General features: G+C 50.5%; 24 protein-coding genes, 1 tRNA gene and 1 pseudogene. 15 read left to right on the forward strand and 11 right to left on the reverse strand.

Going from position 1 to position 25,255, the window contains the following annotated elements:
- Positions 1-15: 15 nt before the first annotated feature.
- The 3 genes from OCV66_RS02160 to OCV66_RS02170 are packed head-to-tail and all read right to left on the reverse strand — an operon-like array spanning position 16 to position 3,256.
- Complete coding sequence (locus OCV66_RS02160) at positions 16-1,080, reverse strand: TRAP transporter substrate-binding protein (protein WP_054327840.1); 1,065 nt, start codon at positions 1,078-1,080, stop codon at positions 16-18.
- 20 nt (positions 1,081-1,100) lie between these two features.
- Entirely contained in the window at positions 1,101-2,324 is a 1,224-nt protein-coding gene (locus OCV66_RS02165; protein WP_147573722.1) for an amidohydrolase family protein, read from the reverse strand.
- A complete protein-coding gene (locus OCV66_RS02170; RefSeq protein ID WP_054327843.1) occupies positions 2,291-3,256 on the reverse strand; it encodes a hydroxyacid dehydrogenase in 966 nt (321 codons plus the stop codon). The genes OCV66_RS02165 and OCV66_RS02170 overlap by 34 nt, the downstream gene beginning before the upstream one ends.
- 254 nt (positions 3,257-3,510) lie before the next feature.
- Here OCV66_RS02170 and OCV66_RS02175 point away from each other — a divergent pair, with 254 nt between their 5' ends.
- Complete coding sequence (locus OCV66_RS02175; protein WP_107631569.1) at positions 3,511-5,430, forward strand: sigma 54-interacting transcriptional regulator; 1,920 nt, start codon at positions 3,511-3,513, stop codon at positions 5,428-5,430.
- Positions 5,431-5,709: 279 nt separating this feature from the next.
- Positions 5,710-6,648, forward strand: coding sequence for a 3-hydroxyacyl-CoA dehydrogenase family protein (locus OCV66_RS02180; RefSeq protein WP_054327845.1), 939 nt, complete (start codon positions 5,710-5,712; stop codon positions 6,646-6,648).
- A gap of 171 nt (positions 6,649-6,819) precedes the next feature.
- On the opposite strand, the gene OCV66_RS02185 is transcribed toward OCV66_RS02180, so the two are convergent.
- The 7 genes from OCV66_RS02185 to OCV66_RS02215 all read right to left on the reverse strand — a co-directional run bounded on the left by OCV66_RS02185 (position 6,820) and on the right by OCV66_RS02215 (position 12,783).
- Complete coding sequence (locus tag OCV66_RS02185) at positions 6,820-7,038, reverse strand: hypothetical protein (RefSeq protein ID WP_054327846.1); 219 nt, start codon at positions 7,036-7,038, stop codon at positions 6,820-6,822.
- Between the two features lie 21 nt (positions 7,039-7,059).
- Positions 7,060-7,584 (reverse strand): nucleoside recognition domain-containing protein, encoded by a 525-nt coding sequence (locus tag OCV66_RS02190; RefSeq protein WP_054327847.1) that lies wholly within the window; start codon positions 7,582-7,584, stop codon positions 7,060-7,062.
- A complete protein-coding gene (locus tag OCV66_RS02195) occupies positions 7,581-8,240 on the reverse strand; it encodes a nucleoside recognition domain-containing protein (RefSeq protein ID WP_107631570.1) in 660 nt (219 codons plus the stop codon). Before OCV66_RS02195 ends, OCV66_RS02190 begins: the two co-directional genes overlap by 4 nt.
- Entirely contained in the window at positions 8,237-9,436 is a 1,200-nt protein-coding gene (locus tag OCV66_RS02200) for a M20/M25/M40 family metallo-hydrolase (RefSeq protein ID WP_107631571.1), read from the reverse strand. Before OCV66_RS02200 ends, OCV66_RS02195 begins: the two co-directional genes overlap by 4 nt.
- A gap of 33 nt (positions 9,437-9,469) precedes the next feature.
- Positions 9,470-10,639 carry a hypothetical protein gene (locus OCV66_RS02205; protein WP_054327848.1) on the reverse strand — a complete coding sequence of 390 codons (1,170 nt, stop codon included), beginning with the start codon at positions 10,637-10,639 and terminating at the stop codon, positions 9,470-9,472.
- A 279-nt stretch (positions 10,640-10,918) separates the two neighbouring features.
- On the reverse strand, positions 10,919-11,839 hold the full coding sequence (locus OCV66_RS02210; RefSeq protein ID WP_107631573.1) for a LysR family transcriptional regulator: 921 nt from the start codon (positions 11,837-11,839) through the stop codon (positions 10,919-10,921).
- Positions 11,840-12,309: 470 nt separating this feature from the next.
- Positions 12,310-12,783 (reverse strand): GNAT family N-acetyltransferase, encoded by a 474-nt coding sequence (locus tag OCV66_RS02215; protein WP_054327849.1) that lies wholly within the window; start codon positions 12,781-12,783, stop codon positions 12,310-12,312.
- A 381-nt stretch (positions 12,784-13,164) separates the two neighbouring features.
- Between OCV66_RS02215 and OCV66_RS02220 the strand changes: the two genes are divergently transcribed.
- From OCV66_RS02220 to OCV66_RS02280, 13 genes and pseudogenes are all read left to right on the forward strand, one after another.
- On the forward strand, positions 13,165-13,893 hold the full coding sequence (locus OCV66_RS02220; RefSeq protein WP_054327850.1) for a GntR family transcriptional regulator: 729 nt from the start codon (positions 13,165-13,167) through the stop codon (positions 13,891-13,893).
- A gap of 252 nt (positions 13,894-14,145) precedes the next feature.
- The gene (locus OCV66_RS02225) at positions 14,146-15,516 is read left to right on the forward strand and encodes an acyclic terpene utilization AtuA family protein (RefSeq protein ID WP_107631576.1); all 1,371 of its coding nucleotides are present in this window, start codon (positions 14,146-14,148) and stop codon (positions 15,514-15,516) included.
- Between the two features lie 12 nt (positions 15,517-15,528).
- Positions 15,529-15,855, forward strand: a complete 327-nt coding sequence (locus tag OCV66_RS02230; RefSeq protein WP_054327852.1) for a DUF4387 domain-containing protein — start codon at positions 15,529-15,531, stop codon at positions 15,853-15,855.
- 69 nt (positions 15,856-15,924) lie between these two features.
- Entirely contained in the window at positions 15,925-17,286 is a 1,362-nt protein-coding gene (locus OCV66_RS02235; RefSeq protein ID WP_054327853.1) for a TRAP transporter large permease subunit, read from the forward strand.
- A gap of 12 nt (positions 17,287-17,298) precedes the next feature.
- Positions 17,299-17,619 (forward strand): hypothetical protein, encoded by a 321-nt coding sequence (locus OCV66_RS02240; protein WP_054327854.1) that lies wholly within the window; start codon positions 17,299-17,301, stop codon positions 17,617-17,619.
- A 60-nt stretch (positions 17,620-17,679) separates the two neighbouring features.
- Entirely contained in the window at positions 17,680-19,059 is a 1,380-nt protein-coding gene (locus OCV66_RS02245) for a sodium:solute symporter family protein (RefSeq protein WP_054327855.1), read from the forward strand.
- Between the two features lie 468 nt (positions 19,060-19,527).
- Positions 19,528-19,710, forward strand: coding sequence for a hypothetical protein (locus OCV66_RS02250; RefSeq protein WP_054327857.1), 183 nt, complete (start codon positions 19,528-19,530; stop codon positions 19,708-19,710).
- A gap of 32 nt (positions 19,711-19,742) precedes the next feature.
- The gene (locus OCV66_RS02255; protein ID WP_159068160.1) at positions 19,743-19,895 is read left to right on the forward strand and encodes a hypothetical protein; all 153 of its coding nucleotides are present in this window, start codon (positions 19,743-19,745) and stop codon (positions 19,893-19,895) included.
- Positions 19,896-20,115: 220 nt separating this feature from the next.
- A complete protein-coding gene (locus OCV66_RS02260) occupies positions 20,116-21,213 on the forward strand; it encodes an HD-GYP domain-containing protein (protein WP_147573724.1) in 1,098 nt (365 codons plus the stop codon).
- 37 nt (positions 21,214-21,250) lie between these two features.
- On the forward strand, positions 21,251-22,600 hold the full coding sequence (locus OCV66_RS02265) for a GGDEF domain-containing protein (RefSeq protein WP_054327858.1): 1,350 nt from the start codon (positions 21,251-21,253) through the stop codon (positions 22,598-22,600).
- 706 nt (positions 22,601-23,306) lie between these two features.
- Positions 23,307-23,507 carry a helix-turn-helix domain-containing protein gene (locus OCV66_RS02270; RefSeq protein ID WP_054327036.1) on the forward strand — a complete coding sequence of 67 codons (201 nt, stop codon included), beginning with the start codon at positions 23,307-23,309 and terminating at the stop codon, positions 23,505-23,507.
- Positions 23,508-23,756: 249 nt separating this feature from the next.
- Complete coding sequence (locus OCV66_RS02275) at positions 23,757-24,530, forward strand: tyrosine-type recombinase/integrase (RefSeq protein ID WP_082397010.1); 774 nt, start codon at positions 23,757-23,759, stop codon at positions 24,528-24,530.
- Between the two features lie 15 nt (positions 24,531-24,545).
- Positions 24,546-24,917, forward strand: a pseudogene (locus tag OCV66_RS02280) (hypothetical protein); the annotation flags it as partial.
- Between the two features lie 161 nt (positions 24,918-25,078).
- Here OCV66_RS02280 and OCV66_RS02285 read toward each other — a convergent pair.
- Positions 25,079-25,155 (reverse strand) — tRNA-Arg (locus OCV66_RS02285).
- Positions 25,156-25,255 lie beyond the last annotated feature (100 nt).

The following is a 25,255-nucleotide window of genomic DNA, read 5'->3' on the forward strand; positions in this document are numbered from 1 at the left end:
GGGCAGCAATGTGGTTTACTTGCCTGCGCGATACTCTTCCACCAGATTTACGCACATGGTGTAAAAGTCTTCGCCGATTTCAGGCTTGAACTGATCGCGTACACTGGCAGTTGCTTCTTTGAACGGAGTAAGGTCGGGCTCAAAGAATTCAATGCCTGCTTCCTCTTCCATTTCCGTAAAAGAAACCTCCATCTCACGCTGATGGGTGCGCTGGGCCATTGCGGCATCATAACCAGCCTCGGTGATCCAGCCCTGCTCCTCTTCGGTCAGGGAGTTCCAGACATCCATGTTGATCATCGGCCAGCACAGGATCGGGAACGGATTGACGCGCGTGCAGTAATCGGATACTTCGTAGAAGCCCATGGTAGCGGCGATCGGAACACCAACGTCCAGGCCGTCGATAACACCCTGCTGGAAGGCGGTATAGCATTCGTTCCATGCGATAACCGAGGGGATGGTTCCCAGAGCTTTGTAAGCGGCCTCATGCACGCGGTTGGTAGTAACACGGACCTTGAGATCCTTCATATCCTCAAATGTTTTAACAGCCTTACCCTTGGTGAACAAAGTACGCCAAGAAGCATCGAGTACCGGTGCAAACTGGTGCATGTTCCAGGTGCCTTCATAAATCGGGGTGATTTCATTTAGGAAGTCTTCGTTATCAACCAGGAACTGATACTCATCTTCGCTATCGAAGAAATATGGCAGGTCAAGCACCTGTAACTGCGGAATGCTACCGGAAACGATATTGTTGGAAATGCAGACCGCATCCAGCGAGCCGTCACTGACTGCTTGAAACATCTCAGTTTCAGTACCGAACTGGCTATCTGAGAAGATTTCAAACTGAATAGCACCATCGCAGATCTCTTGCAGATTTTTATTGAGCTGCTCACAGAAATAATGATATTGGTCATCTGGATCCGCAGGGTTGGAATGACCTATGGTGAATACCTTGGCTTCGGTGTTTGCGGATGTTTCACCGCCGTCATTGTTACTTTCCACAGTCGTATTCGGCGCACAGGCTGCGACCGAAAGTAAAAGGCTTGAAGCCAGAAACAGTGCGCAGATTTTTCTCAGTTTCATTCTCTTTCTCCTTTGTTTTGTTAAGCAAATTTCTGATATTTATCTTCCAGCTGATCGAACAAAATTTCACCGTTGCAAATGGTCATCTTGTTTTCGATCAGTTGATCACCGTGAACCAGATTGCCGTAGTGATCCCAGAAAGTGACCGGACGTTCCGCGATTTTTAATATGGCAAGGTCCGCTGCTTCGCCAAGTGCAAGGAAAGGGGCTGAGCGCCCGTACAAAAGCTTTGCTGGATTTTCGGTGCAGCATCGCAGGACTTCGGTGAAAGACATACCGAGGTTGAGATATTCTGACAGCATCATTGTGAAAGGATAGCGTGCGGAGAGTGAGATTTTGGTATAATCCGAGCTAATGATATCCGGCAGAAAACCTTGATCAATTGCTTTCTTTGCACAGGAAAGGGAAAAGTTATTGGTTTTCCCGTGTGCTGCGTCGAATAAAACACCGCGTTCACGCGCATGGCGGATACTGCTTCGTACGTTTCCAGACTCATCCAGAATGCCCTCGCCGGTTTCATGGAACATGTGACAGTAAATATCTCCAGGACGGAATAGGTCAATGAACTCGTCAACAGGAACGATGGGATCCGTGGCATGAGCAGAGATGCGAAGCCCTGTTTCCTCGCCCAGACGTATGGCCTCGCAGAGAGGCTCAATGCCATATGGTGCCAGATGATCCTTATCAATCTTAATTTTTATACCAACTATCTCATTTGGATACTTCTGACAAAGCTCCACAATGCCGTCCCGATTAATATGATCTGGATTTTCATCCTCCACACAACCCAGACCTACTTGACCGCCTGTTCCGACAAAGATATATGCCTTTACATTCACTAAGCTGCGTGCTGCTACACTATTCCAAAATATCGGGAAGCCACCACAGCCCGCCGAGCCGGCATCCACTAATGTAGTCACTCCATTTGGCAATGCATAAGCCTCGGCGGAGCAGCTCGCCCAATCGCCACCGTGGAATACATGACAATGGTAATCGATCAGCCCGGCAGAAACATAACATCCCTCTGCGTTGATGCACATCTTGGCATCGTTTGTTGAGATGGTGCCAATAGCGGCAATCTTACCGGCGACGACGGCAAGATCTTCTTTTTTTTCAAAATCGCCAATTGTATCAATTAAAGTGCCGTTTTTTATGACGATATCGTATTTTTTACTCCTAAGCTGATACATATTTCCTCCTTTTGAAAAGGCTACCTCGGCTTCTTCGGCGTAACGCACGGCCATGTCGGGGCGCCGCCGGAGAGCACTTCGTCGATACCCTGCGCGGCGTGCAGGCCCATGCGATCGGTGGTTTCATGCGTCAGGGAGGCGTTATGTGGCGTCACTGTGATGTTGGGAAGCGTAAACAGCGGATTGTCGGCAGCGGGGGGTTCCTGTGCATATACATCCAGACCGGCGCCGGCGATCCGACCGCTGTGCAGCGCTTCGTACAGATCGGCTTCATTGACAATTGTGCCGCGCGCGGCATTGAGCAGGTATGCCGTAGGCTTCATCAAAGAGAGCATATCCTTGTTGACAAAGCCCGCATTATCCTTGGTGGCTGGGACATGGAGGGAAACAAAATCGGCCCTGCGGAAAACCTCTTCCATCGTATCGACATACTCGATCTCTGGCAGGCGCGCTTCCGCTGGAACGAAGGGATCATAGCCGACCGCCTTCATATCAAAACCATGCACGCATTTCTTTGCAACCATGGAACCGATCTTACCGCAGCCGATGATACCGATGGTTTTCCCCTCTACATCCATACCTTTCATGGTATTGCGGATGTTGTAGTCGCCCGAACGGATCGCCAAATCGAACCGTACCAGCTTTTTGGCACAGGCCAGAAGCAGCATCATGGTATGCTCCGCCACGGCGATTGCATTGGAAAGGGGACCGTTTGTTACCCAAATGTTCTGCTCGGCGGCAGCCTCCAGGTCAATTTTGTCCAGCCCTACACCGTGCTTGCTGATCACCTTTACGGAAGGGATGTTCTCCAGGATCCGGCGGGTGATGGGCTCATTCCGCACCAGCATCGCATCGCAGCCCTGTGCATCGGCGATGATGGTGTCCTCGTCCAGCCCGCGCCCCATCTTGATTTCATAACCCCGGTCGCGCAGATACTGCTTGCCGGCTTCTGAAATGTCGGAAGGGATCAGGACTTGAAGTTTCATAAGCAAAGACCTCCTTTATTTATAGATACGCTGTTTTGCGTTCGCCCTGTTAAAGAGCAGGAAGCATGCCAAAAAGCAGGACAGACAAAATAATTCCTTCTCCGACAAAGTAAAACTTTTCTGGTTGTTCAAAATAAACAGAAAGGGCTTGATAATGGGCGGAACATATGGTATGGTTGTTGCAACGTGCTGTAACGAGACGTAACGAAACGTGAAACGATGTTGCATCGCCGGAAAGAGTAGAGGAGAAAGAAATGATTCGTATCGTATTATTAGCGCCGTTTGAGGAGCTAAAGGAACAGGCGGAAGAGGTTTTTGCCGAGGGGATGGAAACCGGACGCGCGGGGAATGGGCGGGAATATGATTTCTGCGCGGTTTTAGCGCCGACGACAGCGCAGGCGCTGTCACAGAATCTGGACGCCGATGTGATCATTGCACGGGGGGCGCTGGCGTTCGATCTGAAGCGCCGGGGAGGGCCGATCCCAATTGTTGAGCTGGTGATTTCCGGCGAAGATATATTGAACGTATTGTATAAGCTGAAAGAGCTGTATGGCGCTGCGCCTGCCGGAATCATAGGCTCTACCAATATGATTCTTGGGATCGAGGAAACCGCCCAGCGTATCGGCGTGGATGTAACGCCCTATTATCTGGAAGAAAATACAGACGAGGAGGTATACCGAGCGGTTGTGCGTGCGGTTGAGGATGGAAAAAAGGTCATTCTGGGCGGTATGCGCGGATGCATCTATGCCCGGAACCTTGATGCCCAGACGATGCTGCTCACATCAGGAAGAAGCTCGATCTGGAATGCGATCACAGCCGCCAAGCAGCTCGGTGCAGCGAGCAGGGAGGCGCGGGAGCAGAATCTGCTGCGCACCGCAATGGTGGACAACGCGTTCGAGGGGCTGATTGCCCTGGACCAGAACCGGAATATTTCGGCGATGAATCGAGCGGCACAGCGTATCCTGAATATCACGCCGGGGGACTGGTTCCTTGGCATGCCGGTACGGGAAGTGCTGCGGTCACCGCAGATCGCTCGTCTGGTCAACCGGCCTAACGATTATATTGATGAAATTATAGAATACCACCAGACTCACCTTTCATTTAAGAAAATCACAATTAATCTGCGCGACGAAGTGATCGGCTATGTGCTGACCTTCCTGAACGCCAATCAGATTCAGGAAACCGAGGGCAAGCTGCGCGGAAAGCTTTACCATAAGGGTCATACGGCGAAATACACCTTTGACAGTATCATCGGGGAAAGCACGGCGATTCGGGAGTGCATCCGCAGGGCGGATGCGTTTGCGCAAACCAATTCCAATATTGTGATCTTTGGCGAGAGCGGTACAGGCAAGGAGCTGTTCAGCCAGTCGATCCATAATGCCAGTATGCGTTGCGGGCAGCCTTTTGTAGCAATCAACTGTGCGGCGATTCCGGAAAGCCTGCTGGAAAGCGAGCTGTTCGGCTATGTCAACGGCGCGTTCACCGGTGCGAGCAAGGAGGGGAAAGCCGGCCTGTTTGAAATCGCACATAACGGAACGATTTTCCTGGATGAGATTTCTGAAATGCCGCTTGCGCTGCAAAGCCGGCTGCTGCGTGTAATACAGGAACGTGAGATCATGCGGATCGGGCATGATAAGGTGATCCCGATCGATGTCCGTATTATCGCGGCGAGCAACCGCAACCTGTATGAGCAGGTGCGGAAGGGGGAGTTCCGCGAGGATCTCTACTACCGCCTGAATGTCTTGGATCTGACACTGCCGCCACTGCGTGAACGCGGCGGGGATATCGCCCTGCTGGCGCAGGCTTTTCTGGATGAATTTCAGATCGGGCAGGGCAAGCCGAAAATCTGCTTCAGTGAAGAGGCAAAGGGGCTGCTGGAGCAGCAGATCTGGCAGGGGAATATTAGAGAACTGCGTAATTTCTGTGAGCGCCTGTCGGTTTTGTGTGGGGGTATTGATCTGATCGATGCGCGGGCGCTGAAAAGGTTCCTGCCGGGCGGCGCGCTTCCTGCACAGTCGGAAGAGGGCATGCGGGAGGAGTTGCTGCCTGGGCGGGAAAAGATTTGTGCCGCCCTGAAGGCGGCGAACGGAAATAAGACTGCCGCTGCACAGATGTTGGGGATTAGCCGCGTGACTCTGTGGCGGCAGCTGAAAAAGATGGAGCAGGAGAATTGAGGGTTAACAAAACGGCGCGTCCCCATGAACGAAGTTGCTCGATGGGAACGCGCCGCTATGCGCGGAGGAGTGTTTCACTGTTTCATGAAACAGCGCCCGCGCCGTGAAACGGGCGACGGGACAAGGTATGAGATAGGAACGGTTTTTGTCAGAATAATGTAAATCCAGCAGTTTTTTTGTGCGAATCGCTTCTTTTTGAGAAGGTATTTTGACTTGGCAAGCTTCTTGCTATATAATTAAAGCAGAAAGTCTTTGACACGATGGAAAGGAGCAAACAAAATGCTGGATTACAAAACTGGTGTGGTCGGTGCAGGGCGCGTTGGCGCGGGGATGGCGACGCTGATGGCGGGACACGGATGCTGGGTGACCATTGTCGGGCTGGATGAGGAAGATCTGAAGCGGTGCCGCGCAATTCTGGAGGGGAATCTGGAGGAGCTGGTGCAGCAGGGGCTTGCGACGGAGCAGAACCGTGCGGCGATCCGCAAACGCTTTATCCTGACGACCGATCCGGCTGATCTGAGGGATTGCGTGTTTGTGCTTGAGGCTGCGTTTGAAAATCTGGAAGTAAAGCGTGGGATTTATCGTGAGGTGGAGGAGATCGTTTCGCCTGAAACCCTGATGGCGTCTACGACATCCGCGATTTCGGCCGAGCTGTTGACGGCGGAAATGAGGCATCCGGAGCGCTTCGTGGTTACCCATCCGTTCCAGCCGGCGCATATGCTGCCGTTGGTGGAGCTGGTCGGCGGCCCGAAAACTACGCCGGAAACCATTGGGCGCGCCCGCAGGCTTTTGGAAGAGCTGGATCGCGAGGTTGTGACGCTGCATAAGAGCGTACCCGGCTTTATCATCAACCGATTCGCACAAGCGCTGTTCCGCGAGTCGCTTTATCTGGTCGAGCAGGGCGTGGTTTCGGTCGAGGACGTGGATAAGGCAATCAAATATGCAGTTGGTATGCGGTACGCATCGATCGGCCTGTTGGAATACTTTGATGATGTAGGTTTTAACCTGGAGTGCGATATTGCCAAAAGCGTATACCCCGACCTGTGCGGTACGCGGGCTATCCAGCAGATTGTACTGGATGGGATTGCAGCGGGAAAAACCGGCCGAAGTGCCGGACAGGGGCTCTATGATTGGGGCAAAAAGGATGACGCGGATTATCTGAAACGGAAAGCGGCGCCGTACTACGCGTGCTTTCATTGGGAAATGCCAGAAGACTGAAATAGCATGGATATCATCATAATGAGATGAAGGCCAGGGGCAGAACCCGTGAAGATCAGCCATCCCATGCAATGCCTATGGGATAAATATGGATAAAAGAGCCCCCCTGAGGAATTTCTTCCTCAGGGGGGCTCTCTCGGGAGGTGGGGCAAATAAAGGGAGCAGCGAGGCTTATTCCGGCGCTTGATCGCCGTTCTGTGCCTGTTCATCTGCGCGCTTTACCACGCGTATGCCAGCAGTTAAAAACAATGCGGAGACGATCGCTGCAGATAAGACGAACCCGTCCCGCAGAGTAAACAGAAAGCGGTCGGCCAGCATGACGGTAGAGATCAATACGCTGCCAAGGGCTTCCAATTGCAGACCGCGCCGGCGGGACAGCTTGGAAAGCATGGTTATCGCTCCTTTCCGCATTTACTGTACGCCCATCATCGAAAGGATGATGCGCATGATAATCAGGCTGATGGCTGCATCGAGCAGGCAGATGCCGATCAGCAGGGGATGCCATTTTTTGTTCGCGCCGGTCACCAAAACGATACGCGCATAGTGGCCAATCAGCGTACCCATCAGGATACAGGCAGGCAGCATCATGGAGGCCTGACCAAGCGTCAGGGTTCCAGCCTGATACATGGATGCCGCGGTTGCACAGCCGGATGCCTTGGCGAAAAATGCCGAGATCAAAACTGCGAACGCCTCACCCGGCAGGCCGAACAGCCCCATCACTGGACTCATAACCGTGCCGAGAAGGTCCATGAGTCCGGTTTCCTGCAGTATGTAAACCAGAACATATCCGAGAATCATTGCGGGGGTGATGTTTTCAATACCGACCTTGAAGCCCTTGGCACATCCTTTCAGGAATGTATCGACGACCGAAGGCCTTTTGGCTTTTTCGGGGGCTGCCTGCTGAGGGGCTGCTGCTATTTTTACTTCTGCATTCATAGTTTGCCCTCCTTATGCTTTTTGCCCTTCATGCGAAGGATCAACCGGACGATATTCGCACCGATCAGCTTACACACGACCATAATTACAATACAGGGACCGAGCGCAACCGGGCAGATCGCTACAAGCGGCGCACCGCCAGTAATCGTGTTATTGATACACGCAGAGCCGGCGTATTGATAGGCGACAAAAACCGTCCGTTCGTCATCGGTAATGTCGCCTTCCTCATACAGCTCACGGGTCATAACAGCTGCAACGTCCGAGCCGGTGAAGCTGGAGATAAAGGCGATGCCGCATTTGCCCGGAATACCCATCAGCGGACGAAGCAGCGGACGGAACACAATGTCAGACGCCTTGAAAGCGCCGAGCTGCTCAAATACGCCAAGCAAGCCGCAAAAAAACATAACTGCTGGGATCAGGTTAAAGCCGGCCATGAAGCCGTCCTTTGCGCCGGTGCCGCCCGAACCGATCAGATTGGCACCCGTTTCCCCGATCGTGCCAAACGCGCCGGAGAGGTTGGTAAAGTCTAGCACCTTGAGAGGGCCGTCCACCGTGCGAAAGGCACCAGACAGCACAAGAATCAGGATGACCAGTGAAATCCACGCGCCAATACCGATTTTTTCTTTCTGCGCCTCATTTTTCTCTTTTTCGTTCATTTGTTTACCTCCTTTCCTTTATCCCTGAAATCATCCTGTAATGTGTAGGCCGCGCAGGCGGCAAGCATACAGCGCTGGAACAGGGATTCCACTTCGGCACGCTCCTCTGGTGTATGGCTTTTTTCGCCGCGCGCCCCCATGCCGCATACTGTGGGTACTCCACAGGCGACAGTAATGCCGGAATCTGAAAGGCTGCCGACACGGAAACAGTCCACGTCTCCAAAGCCGCAATCCGCTGCGGTTTTTTTCACATGTCCGAACAAGGCCATAACACCATCCGTCGTATCCATGCAGTTCATCAGGCGGCTGGTATCCAGTTCGGCATATGTGTTGGGCACGGTATGGTGCTCCACAATGCTCTGGAGGGCGGTGAGGATCTCACCTTTGATCTCGGAAGTTGGGAAGCGGATCCCAAGGTTGATCGTACATGTGTCCGGAATGGTATTTTCGCCAATACCGCCGGATACCTTGCCGCAGTTGATCAGCTTTCCGCGTGGGATATCGTTGAGCGCTTCTATGGCGGCGATCTTATGTGCCGCCTCCAAAATAGCGGACCTTCCCTTCTCCGGCGCCAGGCCGGAGTGAGCGGCTACGCCATGCACCGTAATTTGGGCGGGGCCACCGCCGTTGCGTCCGACGACAAAGTGGTTGTCCAGATAGCCTGTTTCAAAATTGAATGCTGCCAGAGCGCCGCTTGCTTCTGCCTCCATAACCGCCTTAGCGTTTGAAAACATATGCAGGTTTTCCTCATCGCCGGCAAAGACGCACTTAATTGGACGCTCATGAAAGCCGAGCTCTGCCAGGGCTTTGATTGCATAGACTGCAATCACCAGCCCAGCTTTCATATCCACGACGCCGGGGCCATGTGCAAAGTTCTCCTCATCAACACGGAACGGATTCTCCTTTACTGCGCCTTCCTTAAATACGGTATCCATATGCCCGATAAACAGAAGCGGCGCTTTGGTGCTTCCGTTATCCCATTCGCCAACCAGAACGCTGCCCGCATTGTCCATGGGAATCGTGCGCGTTTTTACGCCTGCCCCCTCCAGTTCGCGGCGCAGGATATTGCATACTGCTTCCACGCCCTCCAACTGCCGTGAGCCGCTTTCCGTGTTGACCAGTTCTTCCCATAGGGAGAGCATCGGCTTTCGGTGTTTGTCGATATAGCGGCGGATCTGGTCAAAGGCTTGTTCCATACTTTACTCCTCCTTTTTCTTCATCTTATATACTCACAACAGCTGCACCGCCACGCCCGCAAGCAGGACGGAGGCGATCGTAACGGTGACAAAGCCCGCTGTCAGCATTTTAGGTAACAGATAGTTGAGAATAGCGGCTTTTTCCTCCTCGGTCCGCCCAAAGGCCTCGGAAACCTCCCGGGGGATGAGCATCGTGGTCGGGAAACCGAACGTACAGCTGATGCCGTAGGCTACAGCAAGCCCAAAGGGAATGTGCATCAGCCTCGCGCAGATGAAACCGGTCAGCACGGTGCCTGCCACACCGCACGTAGCGCAGAGCACCAGAGATGGAAAAACCGATATTACCTGCTGCGGCGTGACTGCCGCCAGGTTGGAAAATATCAGGATGGTGACAAAAAATGTAATCAGGCTGTCTGCCTGCGTCTTTGCTAAAATACCCTTTTCCAGAAAGCCCAGTGTGAAGAATATCACGCCCATGACCAGGCACATGACAAAGTAATGAACAGTGCCGCCGGTCAGGTCGGACGCATAGTGCGCCGCCAGTGCAACTAGGCCCAGCTTTGACAGATATACGGATGGGCGGGCGAACGCCTGAGGAAGTTGCAGCGGGCCGCTTGCTTTGGTGCCACGGCACTCCTGTGTAGGTCCGCTGTATTCAGCAACCAGCGCTTGGTTCTCGCGGAACTGCCTGGCGGTGCGCCGAAGCAAAAATGAGGCGATGGGGACACCGATAAATTTTTGTGTTACATAAAGCGCGATGCAGAGTGTGCTGGCCGCAGTCAGCCCCTTTTCATCCAGTGCGGTCGTCATGATCAGTGTTGCCGCGCTACCTCCGGCGAAAATCGGCGCGCTGGAAATTGCCATGTTGCGCCCGACAAGCGGTATGCCGATCCCGATAATTGCAGCTACCGCACCGCTTACACAGAGGAGCGAGATGACAACGACCTTCCACTGCCGCCGCAGCTCGGGGAAGTCGATCGTCGTGCCGAGGGATACGATCAGCAGACCTGCGATAATATTGCCGAATCCGGTAACCTGTGCATCCTCGATGATAGTCTGCGGCAGGATGCCGCTCCAAAAACTGAGGAGCAGCAGGATTGCAATGCTTAATACTGTCGAAAACACTGCTCTGGTCTTCTGCGCGATCAGCTCGCCAGCGGCATAGATGCACAGCAGAATGGTAAGTGCCAAAACCGGTGTCATAGGACTCCCCCTTTCTTTGCCTGGTAAAAGAATAGCATGCAGATTTTTTGTTTGTCCAAGTCGAAATAGTTATAATGCAGTTATAAATACAACATCATGATAAGAAAATATAAAAAGCCGGAATAAAATTATGCAATTCGAATAATAAAAAGGCACTGTGTACAAACACAGTGCCAGTATTTTTCTGTTTTGACGAAAGGATTCTGTTAAAATGCTTCTCATTAAAAATAGTTATAACTCGGCTATAATTATTTTTCATAGCTGGTTATAACTATCTTTTCAATTTTCAATAGTTCCCAACGGATATAACCCTTCCAGCAGGCGGACAAAATCCCGAGCCTCCGGGCTGAGAAGCTCCCGTTTACGCTGCACCCAGCCGACGTTGATCCTTACGTCACAGTTGCGTATGGGGATGCTTTGGATATCGTATGCTGCAAAATCCGGCGCGCTCAGCCCTGGCCCAAACCGGAAAATATCGGTCTTGCTGAGCAGCGCAAGGATGGCTGCGCTGTCATTAACATAAACGACCTTTTTATGCTCGGTCAGCCGGATACCGTCGATTTGCAAATAAAAGGTAAGGTTGGAAAAGTAATCATCCGGCAGCCGCACGATGGGGAAATGCAGCAGTTCTGCCATTGTGACCTCATCCCGTCCATATAACGGGCTATTGGGGCCAACATTGGCATACCAGGTATCCTCCCCCAGGGGATTAAATACCAGGTTTTTGAAGTGGAGCATGTGCTTGAGTTCCTTGACCTGCACATTGTTGCTCATTACAAACCCGATCTCCGCCTCACCGCTTTCTACGCTTTCAATTACCTGCTGCATGCGCTGCTCCACCAGCTTCAGCGCGATTTCCTCCTGCTTATGATTGTTGTAGAATTTACTGATCAGCCGCCCCATGGTAATGATTGGATAAGAGGCAATTGAAAGAAGACGCGGCCGCTCCTTGGAGGAAAGCCCTTGGATCAGTTCCATCTGACTCAGGATGGTGCGTGCATACTGATAAAGCTTTTTACCGTCATCGGTCAGAACGACGCCTTTATTCGTACGGTCGAAAATATGTACATTGAGTTCGCTCTCAAGATTGCTGATCGCCTTGCTCAGATTAGGCTGGGTGACAAACAGCCTTTCTGCCGCCTTGTTGATGCTGCCCTGCTCCGCGACGGTTACGAAATAGGTCAGTTGTTGGATCTGCATACCAAATCCCTCACTTTCTATCCCTTGATTTTACCATATTCCTCTGAAATTTCAAGAATTACAGCCTAAGCTGGGAGAGCGCAGGCGCTGGCAGGCAAGCTGTGTGAAAAGGGAGTGAGCAACGTCTGGCTGTACGATGTATCCAACACCTATGTTTCACCAAGGTACGCCGTTTGTCCGCCGGGATGGAGAGCCCTGTACTTGACTACTGTGGCGCTCCTGTTTGACGACGGTAAACGGATTGGGGCTGGTTTTATGGAGGACGGGGATGTTACGGGGCTGACTGCACATATAATTCTATCCCGCTTTACATGATCATGGCCCAAATCGCATCAGCCATGCCGAGTACAGAATTCAAGAGGATTTTCGCTATAGACGGAATATGGTATTAATAAAGAAAACTATCATTGCAAAAGAAAGCACCGAACTGCGGCAGAGCCGCGCAGTTCGGTGCTTCTCCGTGCAGCGGTTTATCTTTTTTCATAAGAATAAACCATAATTCTTTCGCCTTTGGCGTCATATTCCCCGTTGAAACGGAAGCCAAGCTGCTGATAAAGCTGGATCGCGTGACGGTTATTCTCATATACACTGAGGTATACGGTATTGCTCGAATACTCCATGTACAGTTTGGAAAGCAGGGCAAGCACTGCCTGCTTTCCGTATCCTTTCATCTGGTATTTTCTGTCAATAAGCAGCCGGTCCAGCCATAGTTGGCCGGGAGCTGGTTCCGGAAAATAACCGTACATGGAAAAGCCAACCAGTGTGTTGCCGTCGTAAATACCGACAGGCCGCCATAGCTCCAATTCGTCTGCTTCCTGCAAACAGTCCTTTACGCTCTCAATAAAGCTGGCTTGTTCTGAAAAAACCGTCAGAGCTTCAATCTCTTTCCGGTTTTCCTTGTTTACCAGCTCGAAATGTAATGGTATGTGAGTATTGAAAGCCATAATATTGTTCTCCTTCAAGGTTTTTTGGATTAAAGTGGAAGAAATCATAGGAGTATAATAATGTGTGTGGGAGGAGTTGAAAAAATGGGGAATGAGAGGGTGTACGGTGCCGTCTATTTACGGGCCCAGAAACGCGCCCTTCAGAGCATAAAAGCACAGGTAATAGGATAATACCACAATATATCATATCGAATCAAGAAAATACAGTGGATTAAGACGCCGCTCTGCCGTTTGTGAAATGTTGAAAATGAATGAAGAATGGCCTGCTGTTTTCCGTGTCGCAGCCCTTGACCTGGTTTTTCCAAATACCTATAATGGAAGTACAGACCAGTTGATCAGGAAAACGGCTGGACTGCAATAAAAAAGATAGAGGAAAAACTAATGCTTGTTCATGATTCTGTTGTTGCATTGTATGTGCAGCTTGCCAATTGCCTCTCGGATGCGATCTATCAGGGAGAATATAAGCCGGGTGATAAGCTTCCCTCGGAGAACAGCCTGTGTAAGCAGTATGGAGTCAGCCGGATCACCGTGCGACAGGCTTTGAACCTGTTGATTCAGCAAAACCTGGCGTTTGCGGTGCATGGTAAAGGCACCTTTGTTAAGGCACCGGATATCAGCCATGAGCTGAACCGCATCATCAGTTTTAGCCGCGTGCTCCAGCTAAAAGGGTTGACGGGCTATACCAGGGTGCGCGGCTTCCAAGCGGAGGCAGGCGATGCCGCAGCGCGGGAACGCCTTGGCAGTGCTTGCGCTGCGCTGGATCTGGTTGGGTATGCGGCGCAGACACCAGTCGTTTACTATCGATCCTTTTTCCCGACAGCGTTGGGCGAACGGATGTGGGAAGCTGCAAGGCAGGCAGAGGCTGCCGGACAGGCATTCTCAACATTCGACCTGTACGCAAGGCTTGGAATTAGATTAAAGGATGTAGAGCAGACATTAGGAGCGGTTAATGCAGATGCGGGGCTGGAAAAGATACTTTCGTTGCCGCACGGAAAAGCGTTGATTGTTTTGCGATCACTGTATTCCTCTCATGAAAATCATCCATTGGAGTATAAGCTGGGCTATTACCGTTCGGATATTTATTCCTTCCATTTGCAACGTCAGGTATGAGCAGGTGCGGTTGAGTGGGAACTGGAACGGTTGCTGCTCATACAGTTCGGCAACTTGTCATAACAATTTTTGATTATTGCTTTGGATTGTCATGAAAATGGATATAATGCACAAAAATATACGGAGAAAATTGGGGATGAATTGATTAAAATAGCCATAAAATATATTGACTTCCTAAGAGATTTATCTTAAAATCAGTATAACTTGTAATAGCAAGTTATACTGATTTTAATTTTTGTTAGGAGGATCATCATGGGAAAGGAAACGCTGCGAATCATCTCTCCGAATGGACATCTTGGCTTTGCACCGACAAAAGAGGGGAGCTTCTATATCGGTGCGGCAACGCATCCGGATTATTATTGCTGCGATTCCGGCAGCGATGATATCGGCCCAGTGCCGCTGGGTATGGATAAGTGCGCCAGCCACCCCGACTGGCAGTACCATGACTTGGAACTGATGCTTTTGGCCGCGCGTGAGCAGGGCGTACCGATGATCATAGGTTCAGCGGGCGATACGGGTACGAACAGCCGCGTTGATATGTATGTAGATATGATTCGGGATATGGCCAAAAAACATGGGCTCAAGAAATTTAAGCTCGCGTATTTCTATTCCGAGGTTGATAAGGAGTACCTGCGCCGCAAAATGCTGGCAGGTGAAAAGATAGAGGGCCTGAACAGCAGGAGCGATCTGACGATCGAGGAGCTTGACGCTACGACTCGCATCGTTGCTGTTGCCGGTGTACATCCGTTCATCAAGGCGCTGGAAATGGGCGCGGATGTAATCATCGGAGGCCGCACAAGTGACGCCTGCGTATTTGCCTCGGCCGCGATTTATGAAGGCTTCCCGGAAAACATCGCATATTACACCGGCAAGGTGCTGGAATGCGCTTCCTTCTGCTGCGAGCCCTACGGCGCGAAAGAATCGGTTATCGGAACAATTACCAAGGATGACGTTAAGGTTACGGCTATGGCGCCGTTCCAGCGCTGTACGATCGCTTCAGTAGCGGGCCATGCAATGTATGAACGCACGAATCCATATTATGAATATGTTGCAGGCGGCTGCTTGGATATGAGCGAGTGCAAATACGAGCAGTTTGACGAAAAGACCTGCCGTATCACCAACCCCAAATTTATCCCCATTGATGGCCGTATCAAGGTCAAGCTGGAGGGCTCCGGCTTTGTGGGCAAGCGGTATATGGGTCTTGCGGGTATTCGTGATCCTTATACCATTCAAAATATCGACAAGGTGATCGACTGGGCACGTTCACAGGTCGCGGAACGTCATCCGAACGATAAATACGAACTGAGCTACCGTATTTTTGGCAAGAACGGCGTCATGGGCGACCTGGAACCGATCAAGGAAACCAAATCACACGAGCTGCTGGTCGTTGTAGAAGGCGTGGCCGACGATGATAAGCTGGCTGAGGAGGTTACGCTGATCGGCATGCGGCAGATTTTCTACGCCCGCCTGCCCGAGGTTAAGGGTACGGCTGGCACGGCAGCCTTTATTCTGGATGAAGTAACCAAGATATCGGATGCGTATACCTGGACCATGGACCACACTGTTGAGGTGGACGATCCGCTCGAGCTGTTCCCAGTTTCCATGATTGAAATCGGCGAATGAGGAGGAGAAAACATGAAAACCATGAGACTTGTTGATCTGGCAAAGACGATCCGCAGCAAAAATGCGGGTACCGACAGAATTACGTTTGATATCATTTTCCGCGATCCGGCCAACTATGAAATGGTCAAAAAAAGCGGCGTGCTCAACCGCCAGTTTGTTGCCGAGCTGTACGGCATACCCGAGAGCCGCATTGCGGACTTTGTTGAGTTCGATCCGGGCTATGCCATTAAATTTACAATCAACCGCCTGAAGCCGTCCGGCTCCTTCGGTGAAGGCGATGTGTTCGGCTGCCAGCAGTACCCGCCTCTGCTTGACGTAGAGATACCTGTTGAAGACTGACAGCTATAGTTCAACGTGAGCAACCGTCGGAAGCCGAAGAAACGACCAGAGTCTTAAAGGAGGGGGATTATGCCTGTTGAACTGATCTATCTGGTTGTCCTGCTGATTACAATCTGCATCTTTTTCATTGTGCTCAAACGCCCGATTTATGAAGGGATGCTGGCCGGGTATATTGTAATGGTTGCTATGACCGGACAATGGGGCCATATCTGGGACCATGTTTATGCAACGTCCACGAATACACTGTTTTACGCGATCGTCGCATTTATGGTCGTGGCGCAGATATTTACGGGGACAAAGGTCATTGATTCCTGTATCGAGGTCGTTTTATCCATCTTTGGGCGAATCAAGGGCGGTACGGGCTATGTAGCGCTTTTGGTGTCCAGCTTTATGGGCGCGCTGTCCGGAAGCGCCGCAGGGAATGTTGCTGCGACCGGCGTTTTTACGATTCCCGCGATGAAGCGCAGCGGCTTCCCAGATTACCTGGCCTCCAATATCTGCATGGCTTCCAGTACGATGGGGAATATGATTCCGCCCTCCGGCATCATTGTCGCTTCATTCGGCGTTCTGGCGACGTTATACGGTGAGGACACCTATACCATGTCACAGTTCTGGATGTTGATGTGGGGGATATGTCTGTGGTTCATCCTGCAGCGCGCAGTAACGATCTTTGTGTTCTGCCGCTATCACCACATTGAGGCTCTGCCGGCCAGCGAGGTCCCACGCTTCGGGGAGGCTGTGCGTAAGGGGTGGCGGTCGCTACTTATCCCAGTGGTCATCCTGCTGCCGTTCTTTCTGGATGCGCAGCTCAAGAGTACATTTTTCACCTCTCGCCTGACGGCAGAGGGAGCATCGGCGTTGTCAAGCTGCGTGCTGCTGTTTACGCCCGGCATCGCAGCGGTCTACGCTCTGTTCATTATCCGCAAAAGCATGAAAGTCGGGCCGCGTCAGATAGCAGGGCTTCTGGCAAAGGGAACAAAGTCCATCGTGCCGGTTTCGGCTACCATTTTCTTTGCTTACTGTATCAGTAACCTGTTTGAATCCATACATGTTGGCGAGAATATCGGTAATCTGATATCGAGCTGGGGCTTTGGCCTGGTGCCACTTGCATTTATCCTGCCACTGTTTACCGCGATCCTTGGCATGATATTGCCCGGCTCCTCACAAGTGGCGATATTTGGCACGGCGATTGTATCAGTCATGGCCGCCGCCGGTGCCAATCCGTTCCTTGTAGCCGGAATGCTGCCGGTCATCTGCGGTGCGATGGAAGGGATGACGCCACCGCTGGCGCTGTGCATGTATACGGCAATGGGTATTTCAGGTTCTGAAATGAAGCAGACAACACAAAACTGTGTGATATGGTGCGTGTTGCATTATCTGCTCAGCGTAGTGTTCCTGATTGGCATAGTACCTCTATTCGGAATGGTGTAAGGAGGGATGGATATGAAAAAGGTTTCCGGCTTTTTATATCAGGTTTTCGGCTGGGGGGCGTATGTGTCCATCTTTGCTGGTGCGGCTGGATTTGTCGGGTTTGTTGTTGCACTGATTATTGGGGGCGATACGGGCGCGGCGATTGCCATAGCGGTAAAAGCCCAATGGTTCCCTCTGGTTATTAAGGTTGCCAGCGTTTCGGTGGGGCTGGGCCTGATCGGCATGTACTGCGGAAAGGAAGAGGCGCTTTCCATGGCGGCAGATAAAAAGGAAGCCGAAGAAGACCTCAAACGCAACCTTGAGGAAGCAAGAGAGAACAAGGAGCAGAAATGAAACGCAGCGAAAGGGCCTTGCCGTTTGGCAGGGCTCTTTCTGATAAAGGAGTGAAATGCAATGGGGACGATGCACTGGCTTGGCGCGCTGCTGACGCTGGGATTGATTGCAGTGATAGGCGTTCGGGCTGGACGGAAGGTCACAAGCGCCCGCGATTTTGCAATTGGCGGCGGTAAATCTACCGCCGCGATGGTCGCAGGCGCAGTGATCGGCACGCTGGTGGGCGGTTCATCAACGGTCGCAACCTCGCAGCTGGCGTTTGAATACGGCTTTTCGGCGATCTGGTTTAGCTTGGGCGGTGGGATTGGCTGCCTGTTCTTGGCACTGTTTTTTGCGCGGCCTATGCGGAAAAACGGCTACCTGACACTACAGCAAATGATTCAGAGCGAATACGGGCCGCGCGCTGGCTTCCTGTCATCCGTGCTTGGGGCTATCGGTATTTTCCTGAATATAGTCGCTCAGCTGTTGTCGGCAATGGCGCTCCTGTCCGCTGTGGTCGCCTGCCCTCCTTTCGTTACTGCGCTACTGTCCGCCGGCCTGATGATCTGCTATGTATTCTTTGGAGGCATGCGAGGCGCTGGCACAATTGGGCTGATCAAAACAGTGATGCTATACATTTGTGCGATTATATGTGTGGGACTGGTTTTCCGTGAAAGCGGAGGATTGTACGCATTGTATGAAGCGCTGCCGGCCGGGCAGTATTTCAACCTGTTTGCCCGCGGTCTTGGAACAGATGGCGGCGCAGCGCTGTCGCTTGTGCTGGGGGTGCTTTCTACACAGACGTATGCGCAAAGCGTGCTGTCCGCCAAAAGCGACCGCACCGCGGTTCAAGGTGCATTGGCCAGTGCGGTGCTCATCCCGCCTATCGGGCTTGGTGGTGTGCTGATTGGCATGTACATGAAAACCGCGTTCCCTTCAATGGACGCAGCGCAGACTTTTCCGGAGTTTATCCTGCTTTACTTCCCTGGATTTTGGGCAGGGGTATTCCTTGCGGTGCTTCTGGTCGCAATTATTGGCTGTGGCGCTGGCCTGACACTGGGCATCAGTAGCATCGTAACGAATAACCTGTATGCGCGCATTGTGCCTGACAGTACGGACCGGCAGCGGCTATGGGCGGATCGCGTTGCAATAATTGCCGCGCTGCTGCTGGCGGTATTGTTTACCATAGGCGATCTGCAATCGGTCATCCTGCAGTGGAGCTTTATGTCGATGGGCCTGCGGGGCGCGGTGATCTTTCTGCCGCTGTGCGGCGCTCTCTTTCTGCCCGGCCGGATCAAGGCGCGGTATGCGGAGCTGTCTATCGTTGCAGGACCGTTATGCGTACTGCTGGGCGAGGTAGTATGCAGGGTGCCGTTTGATCCCCTGTTCATCGGCATGGCAGTCAACTTGTGTATTATGCTGGCTGGATGGGCAGAGGGAAAACGCGGGCTGCGCACCTGATATAGGGGGCAGGTGGCGCTCTTTCCGGTTTCTTTTGTCTGGACGGAATGCGCTGGATAAAAAGAGGCCCCGTTCCCTGCTAACCGGGAACGGGGCCTCTGCTGCGAAGGGGGAAAGGTAGGTAACCAATGACAGGAAAGCAACCGTATCCAAAGCGTGGATGCAACTGATACACTAATGACATTCTTAATCCGATGAAAAACAGGCAACGCTATTTCAATTGAAACAATGGCTTAATCTGGCACGCCATAAGGAATTCGAACCCTCGACCTTTTGGCTTGTAGCCGTTGAGCACACGCGTATTCTACGCAAAGAGTGCTTTAAGACGACGGTTACGAGCGGAAAGGTCTGGGGGTTTCTGCTTTTCTGTGCAATGTTTGCAAGCAGAGCCTTACAGTGCGCACAGTTCATGTTAGCAGTTGCGCACAAAAGTATGTTGAAGTATAAAAATGGAAAGGAAGAAGCCTGATGGCAACCACGGTCTCTCATAAAAAGACGGAACAGGAAAACCGACCGCTACCTACAACCTTCGGTTTGCTACAATACAATAATGATACCTCACTTTTAAAAAGGATACCGCTCGATGTGGCGCTGTCCCAAGGCAGGGTGTACGCTTCGGGTGATACAGTGAGCATCGCGGCCGAACGATAACCTTGGACGATGCTGGCGTCGGAGAGGGTACGATGCAGTCCACGCAGAATGTGACATGGGATACCAAAAACCAATACCTGATGCAGAGAATCACCGATCCTGTGACAGGCTACAGCTTCACCGGCCGGGCGACTACCCCTTCGGGCAAGGTAGTCAAGGAGGACAACGCGCTTGCAGACGACTGATCGACAAGGATGGCAAGACTGTACCGCCTGCATGCCGCCTGAAAGCAGACCTCTTCAGGCTTGAGGTATGAGACTTCAGGATATGATTGGGGGAATTTAATATAATATTAATATGCAAAGCTGTAAAATTATAAAAGGATTTGCCGATTTATATATAAAAGTGGTTGAACGAACCGGCCTTGAAGCTGAAGCAGTTACTGTACAGAAGGGAACATCTCCTATGAAAAAATTGATAGAAAAATGTGATTCCCCACGTGATACTATATTAATTGTGGATGATTCGATAGTAAGCAGGGCAAGCCTGAAGAGCATTTTTGGAAAAGATTACCGTGTGCTGGAAGCAGACGATGGTCTATCTGGACTCGACATGCTCAAGAACGCAGTGGAAAGACTTGCCGCTGTGATTTTGGATATTGTGATGCCGAGAGCCGATGGCATTCAGGTGCTTCGCATTATGGGACAGATGGGAGTGCTGGACCAGCTTCCGGTATTTCTGATCACAGGAGAGCATAAGGATGAAGTCCTGCGGGAGGCATATGAGCTTGGAGCCATGGACATTATCCCCAAACCTGTAATTCCATACGTTGTGGAAAGACGTGTGAAATCCGTTATCGAGCTGTTCCATTCGCGAAATAACCTGAATGATATTATTGCTGAACAGAGGCAAGCGCTGATGGCTCAGGCGGAACAGCTGTATGAATACGGAGTCGGAATGATAGAAACGCTTTCCACGGTGATTGAGTTTAAGCATGATGAGTCCGGAGGGCATGTCCGACGGCTGCGCGCCATCACAACACATCTCCTGCGTCATACCGCCTTTGGGGAAGGGTTAGAGAATAAGGAAATCGACCTTATCGGTATGGCGGCGATCACACATGATGTGGGGAAGATTGCCATACCGGATCATATTTTGACCAAGCCCGGCCGGTTGACAGAGGAAGAATTTGAAATTATGAAGACGCATACAAGCAAGGGCGCGGATCTGCTCTCCAGCATTACCCCGTTGCGCGATCAGGCGTTTTATGCTTATGCGTATGATGTTGCGTTGCACCACCATGAGAGATGGGATGGGAAAGGCTACCCAGACAGGCTGATGGGTGACGAAATTTCTACCGGCGCACAGACTGTAGCGCTTGCGGATGTGTATGATGCTCTGGTAAGCAAGCGATGCTATAAAAATCCTTACAGCTTTGACGAAGCGGTCAAGATGATCATAAGCGGGCAGTGCGGTGCGTTTAACCCCCAACTGCTCCGATGCTTTCTGGATATTGAAGGAGACTTGCGCAGACTTTACAGCAATCTTGCAAGCGTATCATAAATAAAGTTAAAACACAGTAAAGAGGGTGACAGGCTAAATGAATAGATACTTTGCGGAAAACAGCTATCTGCTGGATGTGCAAAGCGAAATGCAAATCGGCATCTGGACAATAGAACTGCTGGAGGACGGGACATATGTGATGTATGCAGACCATATCATGCAGAAAATTCTCAGTGTGGACAGCACAATCCCACCCAGGGCATGTTATGAGGAGTGGTCAAACCGGATATTTATGACACACACCGAGCTTGTACATCAGGAGATGCAGCGGGCAATGGCAGGGGAAGAGGTGGAGGTTGTTTATCCGTGGGTCAGCCCTGAAAAAGGGCTGATATACGTTCGCGTTGGTGCAAGAAGGGACAGTATGCATTCGGGGAACAGGATATACGGATACTGCCATGATATAACAAAGAAAATAACCAGTGACGAGAGGAATTCCTACTTTTCACGGCTATACCAAAATATTATCCAGACATTCGGCATTCTTTATCAGGGAATATATGTAGTCAACTATATCAGCCGTGATGTGCTGCCGATACGCAGCGCATTACATTGTAATATCAGCGAGCATCATATGCTAACAGTGGAAAAATTTATTTCAGAAATGGCGGAGGTATTTGGAGCTGAAACTGCTGAGGAGATCAAAGAAAATATAGCATCATATAAACTTGCTGATAGTTCGCAAACAAAGGGGAAATTATACAGCAAAGAGTGCTGCATGAAATCCGGTAAAGAAGGCGCATGGTTTGAATTGATAATATGCAGAGATGCCATATCGGACAACGAAAACATTATATTGGCATTCAGAGATATTAGCACCAGCAAGAAGCAGGAAGTGTACACCCAGTCGGCTATGGAACAACTGAAAGCACAGAGTAATACGGATATGCTGACGGGTATACATAACCGCCGCTTTTTTGAAAAACGCGTAAACCTGTTTTTGGAGGATGGATGCTGTTCAGGCGCATTTTTGATGCTGGATCTCGATAATTTCAAAAGTGTAAACGACACATTTGGCCACACGCAGGGAGACCTGTTGCTCATGCAGACGGCTGATATTCTGCGGCACACTTGCCGGAACGATGACGTAGTAGCAAGGTTTGGTGGAGACGAGTTTGCGATTTTTCTGCAAAATGTAAGCAGTGAGGGGGTCATCCATTTTTGTAACCGCCTTATGCACCGGCTGAGGCACACCTATGACCGTGATGGAAAAACAATAACTGTGAGCGCTTCTATAGGGGTAGCTCTGTGTGTACAGCCGGGAATATCATTCAAAGAGCTATATCGACGTGCTGATAAAGCACTGTACTGCTCTAAAGCCGCAGGAAAGGGCAGGGCTACTTTTTATGAGGATGAGGACTGTCGCCATGCGGAACGGATAGGTTAGCATATAAAAAGACAGACGTTTGAGATAGGGCACGGTATAGTAATGTATGAATTTTAAAAATAGTTTCAAAAGTATGTAAATATGGAAATAACATCACCAAACTCCAACTATTCAATGGATTTGGTGTTTTTTGTAGCATAGTTTTTTGTTCTAAAAAAGTATACTTAATTTTAATACGATTTTTTTAAATAAGTGATGGTATTACCGAATGGTTATGATTACTATGTTTGTCCCCGGTGCAGCTAACGCTGGAGTGGGAATTCACGCCCTATTTTGACCACTGCGGCCAGCACCCTAAGTTGAAGAGATTACAAAAGGCTCAGGGTCGTCTATCTTGGTAATCGAAAAGAAGTGCATAACTTAATTAGCACATAGGGTTGGAGGTTGTTCCAACTGTATGTCTTTTCTAATTATTTATTTTACGCTTATGCCTGGAGGGACACGCTCATTGAAAGCAACCTGAGAAATAAAAAAGTGTAGTCGCGCAAAAAGATGCACGTCGAGAATGCTCGCCTCCACTTTTTGAAGTTTACAACGCATGGCTTAGTAATTCGAAAAAGTATAAATTTTGAACCCCGAACCGAGCGTCTTTGCATTTACTGCCCTTATTGTTATAATAGACCTGCCAACGTATCAAAATTCTGCTTAAAGGAGGCGTGTTACGGTAAGGGCGGTGCATCGGGCGCTGTCTACAGGAGGGACACATATGGAAGAAAACATATTGCAGGAACAGGACGTAGAGAAGAAAACCTATTCCGTACCGGAAATGGCGAAGATCCTTGCGATTAGCAAGCGGAGCGCATATCAGCTATGCAGCCGCACCAGCGACTTCCGCGTGCTGCACGTCGGCCGAACGGTCCGGATCCATAAAGAGTCGTTTGACCGCTGGTTTTCATCATGTTTCTGACCTGCCTATTCTGTGGAGGCAATCATGGCAACGTTAAAAAAGAGGCAACAAATATGCTGTCATTTATGATTATTATGACGCAGATGGGAAAAGGCGCCAAAAGTGGGAAGCCTTTGGCCGAAAAGAAGATGCAGAAAAATTCAGGAAGAAAATCGAGTATCAAAAGGTCCGTAATACATTCCTGACACCATCGGATCAAACGGTAGAGGAATGCCTGATGTCATGGGCGAGCTTGTATGACAAATCGAAATGGTCATGCAGCATTGTACATCTCTCCTGGCTTTGCTCCGCAATCATATTATTCCGGAAATCGGACGGATACCTGTACAGAAACTACAGCCGATACATGTTGAAATGCTTTACAACACTCTGCGAACGAAAAAATGTGGCGGCGCAAAGGGACACGCCGAAGACAAGGGCAGGATTCCTTGTCTTTCGGCAACTACCTTGCGGCACATCCATACGCTGCTCAAAACCGCTTTTGACAAAGCAGTGGATTGGAAAATCATTGAAGAAAATCCGGTCACCTGCGATGCACCTAAAAAAGCAAAAACTGAGCGCCACATCTGGACAGCGGAAATGGTAAAGCAGGCACTTGATGGCATTGAAAATCCGCAGCTTCATCTTGCGGTACACCTTGCGTTCATTTGCTCGCTCCGGATCGGCGAAACAGTTGGTCTGACATGGGACGATATTGATTTTGACAAAAATCTGATTCATGTCCACCGCACACTTCAACGTGTAAGCAGAGAATCGCTGCAATTTATACCGCAGGATGACATTATCCACATTTTCCCCAGTAAAATCGCGAACACCAATTCCACGCTTGTACTCAAGCTTCCGAAAACTGCAAACAGCAACCGTATCATTTACCTGACGCCGGCCCTCCGGCGGGAGCTTATGCTGCGCAAGGCAATGGCTGCAAAGCAGCGAGCTTTTGCCGGAGAGGAATACTACGATTTCAATTTAGTGTTTGCATTGGAGGACGGTTTCACAGTGGAACCGAAGCTGTGCGAGAAATAGTTCAAACTTTGGCAGAAGCGAAGTGAACAGGATCTGCCGCCTTTGATCTTTCATGAACTCCGGCATTCCAGCGCGACCTATAAGCTGCTTGAAAGCGGCGGTGATGTAAAATTGGTACAGGGCGATATGGGACATGCCTCTGCAATAGTATCGCTTAATACTTATGCGCTTACTCAGGACAATCGCCGGCGGGCTTTGGCCGAAAAAATTGCGCAAGAGTTTTATGGTGACCATACAGAAAATGAGCGTCAGGATCAGTTAATGCAGATTCTCGATGAAGATCCTGAAATGAAGAAAAAGTTGCTGGAAGCACTGCTTGCAGAGCGTGCACAAAAAAGCGATGTTAGCAATCTGTTAGCAGTTCGCCCGCAGGCAAGGAGAAAATGAACGAAAGGAAGTATCAATCAAAAGGGTAGCCAAACACCTTTGTTAACAAACTGCTAACAGGATAGAGGCGGTTTTATGCTGGCACCCAAATTTGTAAGCTTCTAAAAAGTTAAAAAAACAAGCGATTTCCGAAGAAATCGCTTGTTTCCCACAAGAAAAAGTGGTACGCCAGAAGGGATTCGAACCCCCGACCTTTTGGTTCGTAGCCAAACACTCTATCCAGCTGAGCTACTGGCGCAAATTATTAACTTGTGGCACCCCCGAGGGATACAACGCAGTTTCGACTGCCTAAATAGGATACCATAATTCGGTGGGGGTGTCAATTGTTTTTTTCAAAA

Source organism: Agathobaculum ammoniilyticum, from assembly GCF_025567315.1.
GTDB lineage: Bacteria > Bacillota > Clostridia > Oscillospirales > Butyricicoccaceae > Agathobaculum > Agathobaculum ammoniilyticum.

Bases quoted from the DNA above. Each gene is read 5' to 3' on its own strand.
- OCV66_RS02195 (WP_107631570.1), bottom strand. From the start codon at position 8,240: ATGAACGAAAAAGAGAAAAATGAGGCGCAGAAAGAAAAAATCGGTATT.
- OCV66_RS02255 (WP_159068160.1), top strand. From the start codon at position 19,743: ATGCAGTCCACGCAGAATGTGACATGGGATACCAAAAACCAATACCTG.
- OCV66_RS02275 (WP_082397010.1), top strand. From the start codon at position 23,757: ATGGTCATGCAGCATTGTACATCTCTCCTGGCTTTGCTCCGCAATCAT.
- OCV66_RS02265 (WP_054327858.1), top strand. From the start codon at position 21,251: ATGAATAGATACTTTGCGGAAAACAGCTATCTGCTGGATGTGCAAAGC.
- OCV66_RS02200 (WP_107631571.1), bottom strand. From the start codon at position 9,436: ATGGAACAAGCCTTTGACCAGATCCGCCGCTATATCGACAAACACCGA.
- OCV66_RS02240 (WP_054327854.1), top strand. From the start codon at position 17,299: ATGAAAAAGGTTTCCGGCTTTTTATATCAGGTTTTCGGCTGGGGGGCG.
- OCV66_RS02235 (WP_054327853.1), top strand. From the start codon at position 15,925: ATGCCTGTTGAACTGATCTATCTGGTTGTCCTGCTGATTACAATCTGC.
- OCV66_RS02185 (WP_054327846.1), bottom strand. From the start codon at position 7,038: ATGCTTTCCAAGCTGTCCCGCCGGCGCGGTCTGCAATTGGAAGCCCTT.
- OCV66_RS02225 (WP_107631576.1), top strand. From the start codon at position 14,146: ATGGGAAAGGAAACGCTGCGAATCATCTCTCCGAATGGACATCTTGGC.
- OCV66_RS02270 (WP_054327036.1), top strand. From the start codon at position 23,307: ATGGAAGAAAACATATTGCAGGAACAGGACGTAGAGAAGAAAACCTAT.
- OCV66_RS02220 (WP_054327850.1), top strand. From the start codon at position 13,165: ATGCTTGTTCATGATTCTGTTGTTGCATTGTATGTGCAGCTTGCCAAT.
- OCV66_RS02260 (WP_147573724.1), top strand. From the start codon at position 20,116: ATGAAAAAATTGATAGAAAAATGTGATTCCCCACGTGATACTATATTA.
- OCV66_RS02170 (WP_054327843.1), bottom strand. From the start codon at position 3,256: ATGAAACTTCAAGTCCTGATCCCTTCCGACATTTCAGAAGCCGGCAAG.
- OCV66_RS02245 (WP_054327855.1), top strand. From the start codon at position 17,680: ATGGGGACGATGCACTGGCTTGGCGCGCTGCTGACGCTGGGATTGATT.
- OCV66_RS02165 (WP_147573722.1), bottom strand. From the start codon at position 2,324: ATGGCCGTGCGTTACGCCGAAGAAGCCGAGGTAGCCTTTTCAAAAGGA.
- OCV66_RS02175 (WP_107631569.1), top strand. From the start codon at position 3,511: ATGATTCGTATCGTATTATTAGCGCCGTTTGAGGAGCTAAAGGAACAG.
- OCV66_RS02205 (WP_054327848.1), bottom strand. From the start codon at position 10,639: ATGACACCGGTTTTGGCACTTACCATTCTGCTGTGCATCTATGCCGCT.
- OCV66_RS02190 (WP_054327847.1), bottom strand. From the start codon at position 7,584: ATGAATGCAGAAGTAAAAATAGCAGCAGCCCCTCAGCAGGCAGCCCCC.
- OCV66_RS02230 (WP_054327852.1), top strand. From the start codon at position 15,529: ATGAAAACCATGAGACTTGTTGATCTGGCAAAGACGATCCGCAGCAAA.
- OCV66_RS02250 (WP_054327857.1), top strand. From the start codon at position 19,528: ATGGCAACCACGGTCTCTCATAAAAAGACGGAACAGGAAAACCGACCG.
- OCV66_RS02180 (WP_054327845.1), top strand. From the start codon at position 5,710: ATGCTGGATTACAAAACTGGTGTGGTCGGTGCAGGGCGCGTTGGCGCG.
- OCV66_RS02160 (WP_054327840.1), bottom strand. From the start codon at position 1,080: ATGAAACTGAGAAAAATCTGCGCACTGTTTCTGGCTTCAAGCCTTTTA.
- OCV66_RS02210 (WP_107631573.1), bottom strand. From the start codon at position 11,839: ATGCAGATCCAACAACTGACCTATTTCGTAACCGTCGCGGAGCAGGGC.
- OCV66_RS02215 (WP_054327849.1), bottom strand. From the start codon at position 12,783: ATGGCTTTCAATACTCACATACCATTACATTTCGAGCTGGTAAACAAG.